The organism is Pseudomonas sp. DG56-2, from assembly GCF_004803755.1.
In the GTDB taxonomy this organism is placed as follows: Bacteria; Pseudomonadota; Gammaproteobacteria; order Pseudomonadales; family Pseudomonadaceae; genus Aquipseudomonas; species Aquipseudomonas auratipiscis.
Genome location: NZ_CP032311.1, coordinates 3,068,785 through 3,082,625 on the forward strand (window position 1 = coordinate 3,068,785; position 13,841 = coordinate 3,082,625).

Sequence of the window (13,841 nt, forward strand, 5' to 3'; positions counted from 1 at the left end):
TTCGCCTCTGGGTAACTGCTGCAGGCAGTCAGGGATTCAGTGGTTTCAAACCCTTTCTTGCATCGGTGACGCTGTTGCGTTTCATACGTTGGCGTAGTTGACCCAAGTTTTTCAGCAAGCCCGCTGGCACTTCGGCGCTTGCCGACGCCCGGCTGTAGCGGGTTTCGAGCAAGTCTAGTGAACGAAAATCGGCCGCGTCGGAAAAAAGTTCATAAAATGTGCGCAGTGTCCGTTTGCCGCTGCTGCGGCGTACCCACAGGTACAACGCGTCCAGCCGTGGTGGCTGACTGTGCAACTGCTTGCCCAGTTGTTTCCAGGCATAGTCAGCCGAGGCCAGGCGCTCGCTGCGACGTTTGTTCTGCCAGGCACGCAAGCTATCGCGAAGCGGACGCCACCAGCGCCGGCCAAGGATTGCCAGCACGGCTAGCGTTACCAGCACGACTGCCAGCAGCAGCCAATGGGCGCTGAGACGAATTTGCGCCTGTTGGCCAAGCGCTCGGAGATCATCGCTGATGGAAAACGGTGTGTTGTACTGTGCCTGGACTGTGTCGATCGACACCGCCTCCACTGCGACGCTATGCGCTTGGCCTGCGTAATCCCACCACTTCAATTCAATGGCCGGGAGGCTGAGCGGTCCTGCTCGCGTTACTACATAGGTTGCTGTGTCCTCACGCACGCCGCCTGATGTACCCCCTCGCCCATCATTGAGCGCCTTGACCGCGGGTGGCTGCAGGTAGCGTTTGAAACCCTCTACTTCGACAAACTGCGGTGCAGGCATCAGCATCGCCTGGGCACCTTCAGCCTGTAGGGTCAGTTGCCGGGTGATGCTATCGCCGACCCGCAGGGGCTCATGGGAGCGTTGCAGTACCTGGGTAAAGGTTACGTTGCGCGCTACCAACTGCTGCTGACTGCCGCCACCGGCCAGGGCCCGGGCGGTAAAGCTCAGTGGCTGGCTGGTGAGGGTTACCGGGCCACTGCCCTGTCCTGGCTGAACCACGAACGGCAGTGCCGGAATTGTGAACTGCCGTGCAGCTTGCGCCGTGATCTGGTAGGTGTAGCGCAGGCCAAAGAAGGTCTTGCCATCGATCTTCTGGTTCAGGTGTTCGGCTTCACCAGTGGGCGGCGTGACCACTGCATCTGCCAGCTCCAGTTTTGCCAGCACCGGCGCTGCGGTGTACCAGGTGTCGACCAGCAGATCGACCTCCAGGCTGACGGTCGCCCCCACCAGCGGATCACCCTCGGGCAACAGACGACTTTGGATGCGCACATCGGGATCGGCCACGGCAAACCATGGCATGCAGATCAGCAACAGGCAGGCCAGGCGCTTCATGGTGTTGTTCCTGCTGGGGACTGGCGGGCGGCATCCTGCAGCGAAAACTTGCGCCTGAGGAACTGTGCCGGTGACGTGCTCAGGTTGTTCAGCCAAAGTTCATCGGAAGCCGCCTGGGCAGTGGTCTGCTGCTTGTCCTTGCCACCTTTGCTGGACGTCTGGTCCTCGACCACCTTGTCGGCTTTCTCATCGGGGGTGCCGGCCTGCTGCTGATCGTCATAGTCCTTCTGCAGCGCCTGGGCCAGGGCGAGGTTCGCCGTGGCCTGCGGGAAGTCCTTCTGGCGTTGCAATGCCTGTTGGTAGGCGGCTATCGCTTGCGGGAACTTGAACAGGTGGACGTAGATATTACCCAGGTAGAAATAGGCGGCTGGCGTGTCCAGGCGGGCAAATTCGCCCAGCGCCACTTTATAGTCGGCCGCGCTGTAGGCCGCCACGGCGCGCCAGTACGGATCCTGGAAATGTGCGGCTGCCTCGGCGTAATGACCATGCTCGAAGGCCCAGCGCCCTTGCTGGTCGGCGCTAAAAAATGCATCGGCAAGCGCTCCTGCACGGGCTGCTTGCGGGGTTATGCCGGCTGATACCATCAGCAGCACGGCCAACCAGTGCACTCGCCAGCCACGGCGAATGCAGCACCATGCAATCAGGGCCAACGGCCAGCACAGCCAATAACCGGCGTCCTTCCAGTGCACTTCCTGGCCTTGGTCCTGGACTGCCTGGAAATGCTGCTGCGCATGCAAGGTTATCCAATCAAGATCGTCATCGTTGAGGGTCAAGCTGCCCAACGGCGCGTTGGCGGCCTTGGCCAGACCTTTGAGGCCCTCGGCATCGAAGCTTGCCAGCAGCGGGCGGCCATCGTTACCGATGCGCGGCCGCCCTTGTTTATCGTGCAGCACGCCCCCGTCCTGACTCCCCACCGCCAGTACCAGTACTTGCAGGTCGCTACCCTTGATGGCCGCGGTGATGGCCGCGAACTGCTGGGTATCGGCGCCATCGGTGATCAGCACCAAAGTCCCGGGCAGCTTTTCGGCAGCCAGCAGGGCCCTGGCCTGCTCGATTACACCCAGCACATCCTTGCCGGGACGATCCATCAACCCGGTCGCCAGCGCCTGCAGAAAGCTGTCCAGCAGACTTGGATCCTCGGTAGCTGGAAGTACCAGATGGGCGCTGCCGGCATAGGCAATCAGCGCCGTACGGGCCCCAGCGCGGCGGCTCAACAGGTCGTGCATCTTGTGTTTGGCGGCCGCCAGGCGCGAGGGTGGCACATCGTCGGCATCCATCGACGGTGACAGGTCGAAGGCGAGAATCAACGGTGCCCGGTTGTCGACAAAGTCAGGCCGATCCTCGGTCCAGGTCGGTCCTGCAGCAGCCACCGCGCCAAGGCCCAGAATCAGTGCAAGCAGGTGCACCGGATGAACCTTGGTGCGTACCTGAGGGGTGATCACCAGCGCGGTGATCAGGTGCGGTGCAATCAAGCCGTCCAATTGCCGCTTGAGGTCATGACGACGTGTCCACAGCCAGGGCAGCAGCATTGCTGGCACGATCAGCAGCAGCCATAGCGGGCGCAGGAAGTGGAAGGCGCTAAGGTCGATGTCCATCCCGGCCCCCTTCTGGCAAAGACTTCACAACCCGGTGTGGCAGCCGCCCATACAGCGCTGCAACAACATGGCTGACCGTCAACAGCGCCAATGCAACGCCCAACGGCAACCAGAACAGGTCGCGCTTGGGTTGGTGACGCAGGGTTTTCACCTGATGCGGGGTGATTCTGTCGAGCGTTGCGTAAACCTCCTGCAAGGCATTGCGGTCCTCGGCGCGGAAAAACCGTCCCCCGGTTTCCTCGGCGATAGCCTTGAGTACCTGCAAGTCAACCTTGGCGTCACCACTGGCCTCGGGGTCACCGATACCGATGGTGTGAATCACGATACCCTGTGCCTTGGCCAAACGTGCCGCGTGCGCCGGCGTGATGGCACTGCTGGTGTCGTTGCCATCGGTCAGCAGGATCAGCACTTTCTGTTGTTCGTGCGCCTTGGCAAACAGCTTGATTGCCAGGCCGATAGCATCGCCCAATGCGGTGTTGGGCCCGGCCATGCCGATCCCCACCTCATTCAACAGCATTTGCAGGCTGGCATGGTCCAAGGTAAGCGGTGCCTGCGGGTAGGCGCCGGTTCCGAACACGATTAGACCAATGCGGTCATCCTTGCGCTGTGCAACGAAATCACGCACCACATCCTTGACCACGCTCAGGCGGTCGGTACGGGTGCCTGCGGCATCGGTATAGTCGAGGGTTTCCATGGACTGGGAAATGTCCAGGGCGAGCATCATGTCGCGCACCGGTTGCGCATGCTCAATGGCTTTTTCGACCCACACCGGACGCGCGCATGCCGCCACCAGCAGTGCCCAGACCAACAGGTTCAACCACAGTTGCCAGCGACTGCCCCCACCGTCGGCCTGGGGCTTCAACCCGGCGGCGCGACTCATGGCCGCGAAGAACGGCACCCGCACTGCGCTGCGCGCCTCGCGGTATTCACTGAGGTAGCGCCAGGCAAACCACGCCGCTGGCAGCAGCAACAGCGCCCAGGGATAGTCAAACTGCCACATGGTGAGTCTCGATCCATTGTCGGCTATGGGCGAGCAACAGGCGCAGTTCCTGCTCCGGAATATTCAGCACCTGGGCCTGCGGCGCGTACGCCAGCGTCTGCAGTTGGGCGCCGAACTGCTCAGGCAACGGTGTACGCGCTCGCTGCAGCAGAAACGCCTGCCACTGCGCCCCACCCAGCGCTGCCACGGGCGGCGCGTCGGTCATCGACAGGGCAACGCGCTTGAGCAACGCTGGCACTGCGCGCAGTGCTTGCAAACGCAATTGCGGATCAGCCAGTTGCTGGGTCAACTCATCGAATTGCGCCAGCGCTTCGCGCCGATAGCGATCGCGCTGCCAACGCCACCAGCGCCATGCTACCCAACCGGCCACAGCGGTCAGCAACAACGCCAGCAACACCCACCAGCCCCAGGTCTGCGGTGCGTAACTGAACGGTGGCGTGCCCAGTGGCAGTTCCTGCAACTGGTCAATCGATGGCACCACGGCGATACTCACCGCGCGGCCCCAGACAAGCGCCCCAGTTCGCGGCGCACCTGCAGCAAGGGTTCTTCGCCGGTACTGATCATCAGCACCGGGATCTGGCTGCGCCGCAGCAGTTCGGCGACTTCCTGCAGGCGTCCGCCGAGAAACTCGGTCAGCGGCCGGTTGACCTGGCGGCGGTCTACCTGCAGTTCCACTTGCCGTTCGCCCTGGGTCACGGTAATGCGTCCCTGCTCCGGCAGGCGCAACGCCAGTGGGTCGTAGACCTGCATGGCGATCACATCATTGTGCGCGCTGAGCTGGCGCAACAGCTGTAAGGTCTGCGCCGACACCCCGGCAAAGTCGCTGATGATGCACACCAGCGCATCATGCCCGGCCAAGGCGATGCAACTGCGCAAGGCGGCGTCCAGTTGCAACTCGTTTTCGCTATCCGGCCCGGTCGCAGACAATGCCCGATTGCTGCGAATGATCTGCGCGCACAACGCTTCTATGCGACTGCGGCTGCGCAATGGACGCACTTGGCGGATGCCCTGGTCGTCGAACACCAGGCCCCCTACCCGATCACCGGCATGAAACGCCATCCATGCCGACAGCGCCGCCAACTCTGCCGCCACCACCGACTTGAAGGCGCGCTGCGAACCGAAGAACATGTTCATGCGCTGGTCCACCAGCAGCCAGGTCGGACGGTCACGTTCCTCGGTGAATGTGCGCACAAAGGGTTTGCCGTAGCGCAGCGAGGCACGCCAGTCCAAATGGCGAAGGTCGTCTCCGGGGATGTAACGACGCAGTTCATCGAAGCTCAGGCCGCGTCCGCGCAGGCGCGAGGCATGACCACCGGCAAGAATACTCGACAGCGGCTGCCTGGAAACAAAGCTCAGGCCGCCGACTCGATGCTCCAGCGCCATCAATTGCGCCAGCGATGCATAGACGAAGCCGTCGGCCGGCAAGGTATCGACAGTTGGCGTTGGCATGGTTCAGGCCGGGATCGCTACACGATCGAGCAGCCGGTCGATCACCTGATCGGCTGTCACCGCCTCGGCAATGGCGTCGTAGGAGAGTTGCAATCGATGGCGTAGAACTGGATGTGCCACCGCACGCACGTCGTCCGGGGAGACGAAGTCACTGCCGGCAAGCCAGGCATGCGCACGTGCCACGCGGTCGAGGCTGATGCCCCCACGTGGACTGGCGCCGATGCGGATCCAGCGTGCCAGATCGGGATCATAGTCATGCGCATGGCGGGTTGCGTTGACCAAGTCGACCACGTAGCGGTCTATGGCTTCTGAAACATGCACCCCGGCGACTTCGGCCCGCGCGGCAAACACTACCTCCTGGGCCAGTTGCTCAGGCGCCTGCACGCTGTCGCGCCCCTGCTGCTCCTCGCGGCGCACCAGGCGCAAGACCAACGCTTCGTCTTCGACGCGGGGGTAGTCCAACTGCAATTTCATCAGGAAACGGTCCATCTGCGCTTCGGGCAGCGGGTAGGTGCCTTCCTGCTCGATGGGGTTCTGGGTGGCCATGACCATGAACAGCGGCGGCATGGCATAGCTCTGCCCGGCGACGGTAATCTGCCGCTCCTCCATCGCTTCAAGCAAAGCGGCCTGGACCTTGGCCGGCGCGCGGTTGATTTCGTCGGCGAGAATCACGTTGCCAAACAGCGGTCCCGGCTGGAACTTGATCTGGTTGCCTTCGGCAGTCTGCTGGAGAATTTCGCCACCGGTAATGTCCGAGGGCAACAGGTCCGGGGTGAACTGGATACGGCGCATTTTTGCGTCCAGGTGCGTGGCCAGTGCCTTCACCGTACGGGTCTTGGCCAGGCCCGGCAGGCTTTCCAGTAGCACGTGCCCATTGGCCAGCAAGCCCAGCAACACATGGCGAATGGTCTCGGCCTGACCTAATACCTGCTCGGCGACTCTGGCCTCCAGGGCAGCTATTTCCTCGCGTATGGTCACGGGCACACTCCTTGTCAGCGCAGCGATGGGGTAAATCTAGCAGCCGCTTTCGCTGGCGCCAGTTGTGGTCCGAATGTTTGGCCTACTGAGTCTTCCAATATGGCTCGATCGCCTGCAGCCGCGGATCATCGGGCGCCACCTGACGCATGCGTTTGACGTACTCGAAGGCATCGCTTCGCTCACCGGCCAAGGCATGCAGGTAAATCAGCGAGTACAGCAGGTCGGGGTCATCCGGCGACTGCTGCAGGCCACTGCGCAAGGCGCTGACCGCTTCGTCACGACGGTTGAGTCGCGACAGCAACAGGCCCTGGTTGTAGCGAATCCGCGAGTTGCCCGGTAACGCCTGGGCCGCGGTCTCCATCCACTGCAACGCTTCGTCTTGCTTGCCCCGCTCGACCAGCAACAGCGCCAGCATGTAGGCCAGGTTGCCATGGTCAACGGCAGGCATCTTGTCCAGGGCAACGCCGTCGCGCAGCAGTTGTTCTGCTTCGTCGAGTTGCTGCGCAGCGCTGACCATGGTGACCAGATTGACCCGCGCCGGAACGAAATACGGGTCGATCCGCAACGCCTGGCGATACTGCTCCATCGCTTCGCCGTCGCGGCCTTGGCGACTCAACAGCACAGCAAGGTTCAGACGCCCACCAGGCAAGTCGGCATTGCTGCGCAGGCGCTGCTCGTAATTGGCCAGCGCGCCCTTGAAGCTGTCCCGCACCTGCTCGGGCAGTTGGTCTGCCGGTACATCGGCAAGTACCCGGAGCGCTTCATCGCGTACCGCCAGGGTTGGGTCCTGAAGCAAAGGCAGTAGCGGCTGCAGGCGCTGCGCCGCAGGTACACTGGCGAAACCGGAGATCGCATAGGCGCGCACCACAGGGCTGCTGTCCTTCAATGCCCAGCCAAGGCTGATTATCGACTGCGGGCCAAGGTCGGCCATCTGCTCGGCAGCGGTGGCGCGCACGATGGCAGGTTTGCCCGGGTCGGCCAGAATGGCGCCAAGCTGACTGAGCGCCACGCCTTCACCGCTGCGCACCGCGTGAAAGCTCTCACCATAATGCGCAGGACGCTTGCGCGCGCCGAACCAGCCATCAATAGCGCTAGCGGCCCATTCCGGCGTCTGCCCCTGGTGACAACGGGTACACGCGTCGGGACTGGCAGTCTTGCCGGCCAAATCCGGGCGCGGGATGCGCAAGCTGTGATCACGCCGTGGATCGACCACCATATAGGTCTTGGTCGGCATGTGGCACTCGACGCATTGCGCCCCCGGTGTGCCCGCTTTGTGGTGATGGTGCGCTTCACTGTCGTAGTTCTTGGCCTGCAGGCTTGGAAAGCGCTGCGATGGCGGCTGATCGTTGTGGCACTGCAGGCACAGGCCGTTACCCTCGATCTTCACCTTGGCAGTGTGAGGATTGTGGCAATCGCTGCAACCCACCCCGGCGGCGTACATTTTGCTTTGGGTGAATGAGCCATATTCATAGACTTCGCCGTCGATCTGGCCGTCTGCATGGTACAGGCCGCTGCGCAGAGTGGCCGGCAGGCTCTGGTCCAGTTGTGGATGTCCGGGTAACTGGCCGACGCCCAGGGTTTGCCGCCGGCTGTGGCAGAAAGCGCACTGCTCTACCTGCCCCTGGCTCCCCAGCGCCTTGTAGTCCACCGCCAAGCCAAGGTCCTTGGCAGGACCAGGCGCCTCACCGGGCTTTGCTGTCTTCGCCCAGTCGACATGGGCTTTGCCGGGCCCATGACAGCTCTGGCAACCGACGTTTTTCTCCTGCCAGGTCGTAGCGAAACTGTCGTCCTGGTCGTTGTAGTTTTTCAACAGGCGAGTGGAGTGGCAGTCGGCGCACATGCCGTTCCAGTTCTGATAGCGGCCGGTCCAGTGCAAAGGGTCATTGGGCGCAAAGCGTTGCCCGGGATACAGGGAAAACCAGCGTTGTCCGCCTTGCGCCTTGGCACGACTGTCCCAGGCAATGGTCAAGGCCTGCAAGCGCCCGCGTGGCAGCGAAACCAAGTATTGCTGCAGCGGGTAATGGCCAAAGGTTTGGCGAATTTCGAAGTCGGCCGGCTTGCCATCCTCGCCTTCGATATTGACGAAGAAACCCTGGTTCTTGCGAAAGAAACGCGCCTTGACCCCCGCTTCATCGAAGCGGGCGTTGTTGAAATTGCCCAGCACATTGCTGGCACTGGCATCACGCATCGCCCAGCCGTGATCAGAATCTTTCCATTGCGCCGCTTCGGTTTGATGGCAACCGAGGCACGTGGCGGTCGCCACATAGCCCTCGGCAGGACTTGCCTGCCCAGGCTCTGCTACAAGGGAAGAACTAGCGGATGCCAACGGGGCAAAACTGCACAAACCCGCCAATAAAACCGTGGAAATAACGCGACGCCAGAAAAACGCCCACCTGCTCTCCATAGGTACTGCCTGCCCCATTCCTTGCTCCACGGTCAGTTCTACGGGCCCTGTGCCGGGCTCTCATGCAACCAGCGTCGACGGGTTGCGAGCATTAGGCTAGTGCATTTTTAGCACCGCGGCCGGTATAGCAACCAAGAAAGGACTTTGCTACCGGTCACTTTCACGTCGACCTTTTTCAACACGAAGCAGCCTTGAACCGAAACTTCCTAGTGTGGAGCGACAATCAAGTCGGCGTCGCTGTTCTTCACCGCTTTGAACGCGGCTGCAGCCTTGGCCGCAGAGACCGGATCAAATGCTGCCAGTCGGTGGCCAACCTCTATGCAAAAATGCAGACTGCGCCTGCAGTTTTGTCGATTGTAATGAGCAAATTTGCACTGATAGGATCCCTCGATCCTCTAGCGCCTATCCAGCTCGTGTAAATTCACGTGGAAAATCAATAACAAAGCAGGGAGACAGCGATGACCGCGCACGCTCAAATGGCAACTGACGCCTCCATACTGGCCCAGGTTCGCAACCACATCGGTCACTTGACCCTCAACCGTCCCGCCGGCCTCAACGCCATTACCCTGGATATGGTCCGCAGCCTCCAGCAACAGCTTGATGCCTGGGCCAATGACCCTCAAGTACACGCCGTCGTCCTGCGTGGCGAAGGCCCCAAGGGCTTCTGCGCCGGGGGTGACATCCGGTCGCTGTACGACAGCTACAAGAGCGGCGACACCCTGCATCGGGATTTCTTCATCGAAGAATACGCCCTCGACCTGACCATCCACCATTACCGCAAACCCATCCTGGCCTTGATGGACGGCTTTACCCTAGGCGGCGGCATGGGCCTGGCACAAGGCGCAGAACTGCGCATTGTCACCGAACGCAGTCGCCTGGCCATGCCGGAAGTCGCCATCGGTTATTTCCCCGATGTCGGCGGCAGCTATTTCCTCTCCCGCGTACCCGGCGAACTGGGCACCTACCTGGGCGTCAGCGGTGTTCAGATCCAAGCTGCCGATGCATTGTACTGCGGCCTGGCCGACTGGTATGTCGACAGCAGCAAGCTGGCCTTGCTTGATGAGCGACTGGACACCCTGACGTTCAGCGAACATCCGCTCAAGGACTTGCAAGGCATACTGGCGAAACTTGGCACCCAGGCATTGGAGGATGCACCGCTGGCCAAACTGCGCCCGGCCATCGATCACTTCTTTGCCCTGTCGGACGTCAGCAGTATCGTGGAACAACTACGCAGCGTAACTGTTGCCGATAGCCACGACTGGGCGCTGAAAACTGCTGACCTGCTGGAAACCCGCTCGCCGCTGGGCATGGCGGTCACCCTGCAAATGCTGCGTCGTGGCCGCGAACTGAGCCTTGAAGACTGCTTCAAGATGGAACTGCACCTGGACCAGCAATGGTTCGACCATGGTGACCTGATCGAGGGCGTTCGTGCCCTGATAATCGACAAGGACAAGCAGCCGCGCTGGAACCCTCCGACCCTCGCAGGCTTGAGCCGTACGCGCGTGGATCAATTCTTCGAAGGCCTGTGATGCCTGGAGTATGCAGATGCAAGACCTGGAACTGACTGAAGAACAGATCATGATCCGCGACATGGCCCGCGACTTCGCCCGTGGCGAAATCGCGCCGCACGCCCAAGCTTGGGAAAAGGCTGGCTGGATCGACGATGAAGTGGTCAAGAAAATGGGCGAACTGGGCCTGCTCGGCATGGTGGTGCCCGATCAATGGGGTGGCAGCTATACCGACTACGTCGCCTACGCCCTGGCGGTGGAGGAAATCGCTGCCGGCGATGGTGCTACCGGCGCCTTGATGAGCATCCACAACTCGGTGGGTTGCGGCCCGTTGTTGGCCTACGGCAATGCTCAACAGCAACAAACCTGGCTGGAACGTCTGGCGAGCGGCGAAGTGATCGGCTGCTTCTGTTTGACCGAACCGCAGGCCGGTTCAGAAGCGCACAATTTGCGCACCCGTGCCGAACTACAGGGTGATCACTGGGTCATCAATGGCGCTAAACAGTTTGTCAGCAACGCCCGTCGTGCCGGCCTGGCCATTGTCTTTGCGGTGACCGACCCGGACCTTGGCAAGAAAGGTATTTCCGCATTCCTGGTGCCTACCGACAACGAAGGTTTTGTGGTTGACCGCAGCGAACACAAAATGGGCATCCGCGCCTCGGACACCTGCGCAGTCACCTTGAACAACTGCCGCATTCCTGCCACCAATATGCTCGGTGAGCGTGGCAAGGGCCTGGCTATTGCCCTGTCCAACCTCGAAGGTGGCCGTATCGGCATCGCCGCCCAGGCACTGGGGATCGCCCGCGCTGCGTTCGAAGCGGCACTGGCGTATTCGCGTGATCGCATCCAATTCGGCAAACCGATCAATGAACACCAGAGCATTGCCAACCTGCTGGCCGACATGCAGGTTCAGATCAACGCTGCACGCTTACTGATTCTTCATGCCGCGCGCCTGCGCAGCGCCGGCAAACCCTGCCTGAGCGAAGCCTCGCAAGCCAAGTTGTTCGCCTCGGAAATGGCTGAGCGGGTGTGCTCCAAGGCGATCCAGGTGCATGGTGGCTATGGCTACCTTGAGGACTACCCGGTCGAGCGATACTACCGCGATGCTCGGATCACCCAGATCTACGAAGGCTCCAGCGAAATCCAGCGCATGCTGATCGCCCGCGAACTCAAGCACTACCCCCTGTAATCAACCGTCAAAAGGAAACGGCAAGCGACACAGAACTGCTTTCGCTCTTGATCTTGATTTTGATTTTGATCTTGATCTACCTGCCCCGTTAACCAGAAGGGCCGAGTGAAGGTGTTGCGAAAGGGCTAGCGCGTAGCGCCTTCGGCTTGGCCGAAGTTGCGAATCGTAGTGTTGCTTGCAACGCGTAGATCGCAATGCCCTGTAGCGACACCGTAGCGAGGGGACCCGAAGCGCAGCGTAGGGCCCCTGGTGGGGCGAGCCCTTTGCTTACTTTGGGGCGACTGCCAAAGTAAGGCGCCGTAAGGGCGCAAGGGTGACTCAGCGTCACCCTAGCAAACGGATCAGCACCAGATCGAAGAGCCCCATCGCAAGCCAAGCCAGAAACCAACACCCACCCAGCCCCCACAATAGTCCCCCCAAATCAAACTAATGCAAATTAGCGATTGAAACCGTAGCAGCGGCTGAAGTAAGCTCGGAACCATCACCTGGAGAGTCCCATGTCGCCAACCACCCTCAAACACACTCAACACGCAGGTCGCCCATCGCGTCCCGTGCTGACTGTGGCCGAGTGCGCGACTGCAACTCCCGCTGCATTTTATTTTGGGTATTGGTTTAGCCACAGGCGCCGCTGATACCCACACCGGCGCCCACTTTCAAGGGGCCGCCGAACACGAGAATACTCAACCCCCGGTCGGCTCCCCGACCGGGGGTTTTGTTTTTCAGGCCCCCGGACAACCGAACAGATAACGAGGATTTACCCCATGACCTACACCACCTACCACCGTTACCCAAGCTTTGCATGGCGATTTAGCCAATCCCGTTCGGGCCAGCCTGCCGCCTCCGATCGGTCCTGCACAGGTGGCGCCATCACACCGAATTCCAATCCGGCTCTTTGTCGAACACCTCGATAGGGCCGACAACGCGGGCTTGAACCCGCCGTCTGCCCAGGGAAAAAATCGCCATGCAATCGTCTTCGCTCGCTCTGCCCCTGACCCAACCTCAAGCTGCCAACTCCGCTGTCAGCCAACGCCTGCCCAGCCCGCACTTGCTCAAGCAGCAAATGCCGCTCAGTACCGCCCTCGCCCATCAGGTCGATCACCATCGCCAGGCCGTCCGCGCCATTCTCGAAGGCCGTGACCCACGCCTGCTGGTCATTGTCGGCCCATGCTCTATCCATGACCCGCGCTCAGCCCTGGAATACGCCGACCGTCTCGCTGCCCTCAACGCAGCGGTCAGCGATCAACTGCTGCTGGTCATGCGCGCCTACGTTGAAAAGCCGCGCACCACTGTTGGCTGGAAAGGACTGACCTACGACCCACACCTGGATGGTAGCGACGACATGCACGCGGGCATCGCACTGTCGCGTGGGTTGATGCTGGGCATGCTTGAGCGCGGCCTGCCGATTGCCACTGAACTGCTGCAGCCGATGGCGGCCGGCTACTTCGATGACCTGCTTAGCTGGGCGGCCATCGGCGCGCGTACTACCGAGTCGCAGATTCACCGTGAGATGGTCAGTGGCCTGGCGCTTCCTGTGGGCTTCAAGAACGGCACCGACGGTGGCGTTGCCATCGCCAGCGACGCAATGCGCAGCGCGGCCCATGCACACCGCCACTTCGGCATGGATACCCAAGGCTACCCGGCGATTATCGAAACCCTGGGCAACCCGGACACCCACCTGGTACTTCGCGGTGGTCACCAAGGGCCGAACTACGACCGAGCCAGCGTGGCAGCGGCTCGCCAAGGGCTGATCAAGGCCGGGCTGGCCCCGCGGATCATGGTCGACTGCAGCCATGCCAACAGCGGCAAGGACCCCTTGCGCCAACCAGCGGTGTTCGACGATGTGTTGCGTCAGCGCCTCGATGGCGATCGTTCGATTATCGGCATGATGCTCGAAGGGCACTTGTTCGATGGTTGCCAGGCACTGGGCAAAGGAGCGCTTGAGTACGGTGTCTCCATCACCGATGGCTGCCTGGGATGGGACGCCACACAAGCGCTGTTGCGTCAGGGTGCGGCATCTCTGCGCAACATTTCCCAGGAAAAATCGGCGCTAATCCGGTAGTCTCGGCACTTTCTGGAAAAGGAGTATGTCCCATGGCCAAAGCCACTGCCCGTCACATCCTGGTTGCCACTGAAGACAAGTGCAATGAACTGAAGGCTCAGATCGAAGCCGGTGCCGATTTCGCTGAAGTCGCCAAAGCCAACTCCACCTGCCCATCCAGCCGTCAGGGCGGCGACCTGGGCTCCTTTGGCCCAGGCCAGATGGTCAAGGAGTTCGACACCGTCGTCTTCAGCGCTCCGGTCAACACTGTGCAAGGCCCGGTGAAAACCCAGTTCGGTTATCACCTGCTGGAAGTAACCAGCCGCCAGGACTGAGTCCACCATTGAGCC

At 61.4% G+C, this 13,841-nt stretch carries 11 protein-coding genes and 1 pseudogene; 4 read left to right on the plus strand and 8 right to left on the minus strand.

Annotated elements, in window-relative coordinates; all coding sequences use genetic code 11:
• Positions 1-28 precede the first annotated feature (28 nt).
• The 8 genes and pseudogenes from D3Z90_RS13710 to D3Z90_RS13745 form a co-directional block, all read right to left on the minus strand.
• On the minus strand, positions 29-1,330 hold the full coding sequence (locus D3Z90_RS13710; RefSeq protein WP_136476393.1) for a BatD family protein: 1,302 nt from the start codon (positions 1,328-1,330) through the stop codon (positions 29-31).
• Positions 1,327-2,925, minus strand: coding sequence for a VWA domain-containing protein (locus D3Z90_RS13715; protein WP_136476396.1), 1,599 nt, complete (start codon positions 2,923-2,925; stop codon positions 1,327-1,329). Before D3Z90_RS13715 ends, D3Z90_RS13710 begins: the two co-directional genes overlap by 4 nt.
• The gene (locus D3Z90_RS13720) at positions 2,909-3,925 is read right to left on the minus strand and encodes a VWA domain-containing protein (protein ID WP_136476398.1); all 1,017 of its coding nucleotides are present in this window, start codon (positions 3,923-3,925) and stop codon (positions 2,909-2,911) included. Before D3Z90_RS13720 ends, D3Z90_RS13715 begins: the two co-directional genes overlap by 17 nt.
• Positions 3,912-4,418 carry a DUF4381 domain-containing protein gene (locus D3Z90_RS13725; RefSeq protein ID WP_136476400.1) on the minus strand — a complete coding sequence of 169 codons (507 nt, stop codon included), beginning with the start codon at positions 4,416-4,418 and terminating at the stop codon, positions 3,912-3,914. Before D3Z90_RS13725 ends, D3Z90_RS13720 begins: the two co-directional genes overlap by 14 nt.
• Positions 4,415-5,374, minus strand: a complete 960-nt coding sequence (locus D3Z90_RS13730; protein WP_178084186.1) for a DUF58 domain-containing protein — start codon at positions 5,372-5,374, stop codon at positions 4,415-4,417. The genes D3Z90_RS13725 and D3Z90_RS13730 overlap by 4 nt, the downstream gene beginning before the upstream one ends.
• Positions 5,375-5,377: 3 nt before the next feature.
• Complete coding sequence (locus tag D3Z90_RS13735) at positions 5,378-6,352, minus strand: MoxR family ATPase (RefSeq protein WP_136476402.1); 975 nt, start codon at positions 6,350-6,352, stop codon at positions 5,378-5,380.
• Positions 6,353-6,434: 82 nt separating this feature from the next.
• On the minus strand, positions 6,435-8,540 hold the full coding sequence (locus D3Z90_RS13740; protein ID WP_371922198.1) for a tetratricopeptide repeat protein: 2,106 nt from the start codon (positions 8,538-8,540) through the stop codon (positions 6,435-6,437).
• A 323-nt stretch (positions 8,541-8,863) separates the two neighbouring features.
• Positions 8,864-9,067: pseudogene (locus D3Z90_RS13745) on the minus strand (hypothetical protein); the annotation flags it as partial.
• Between the two features lie 147 nt (positions 9,068-9,214).
• On the opposite strand from D3Z90_RS13745, the gene D3Z90_RS13750 reads away from it, so the two are divergent.
• From D3Z90_RS13750 to D3Z90_RS13765, 4 genes are all read left to right on the plus strand, one after another.
• Positions 9,215-10,285: an enoyl-CoA hydratase/isomerase family protein gene (locus tag D3Z90_RS13750; RefSeq protein ID WP_136476407.1), complete on the plus strand. Its 1,071-nt coding sequence runs from the start codon at positions 9,215-9,217 to the stop codon at positions 10,283-10,285.
• Positions 10,286-10,301: 16 nt separating this feature from the next.
• Positions 10,302-11,453 carry an acyl-CoA dehydrogenase family protein gene (locus D3Z90_RS13755; RefSeq protein WP_136476409.1) on the plus strand — a complete coding sequence of 384 codons (1,152 nt, stop codon included), beginning with the start codon at positions 10,302-10,304 and terminating at the stop codon, positions 11,451-11,453.
• 961 nt (positions 11,454-12,414) lie between these two features.
• Positions 12,415-13,512, plus strand: coding sequence for a 3-deoxy-7-phosphoheptulonate synthase (locus D3Z90_RS13760; RefSeq protein WP_136476411.1), 1,098 nt, complete (start codon positions 12,415-12,417; stop codon positions 13,510-13,512).
• A gap of 32 nt (positions 13,513-13,544) precedes the next feature.
• Positions 13,545-13,826 carry a peptidylprolyl isomerase gene (locus tag D3Z90_RS13765; protein WP_045201958.1) on the plus strand — a complete coding sequence of 94 codons (282 nt, stop codon included), beginning with the start codon at positions 13,545-13,547 and terminating at the stop codon, positions 13,824-13,826.
• The last annotated feature ends 15 nt before the right edge of the window (positions 13,827-13,841 follow it).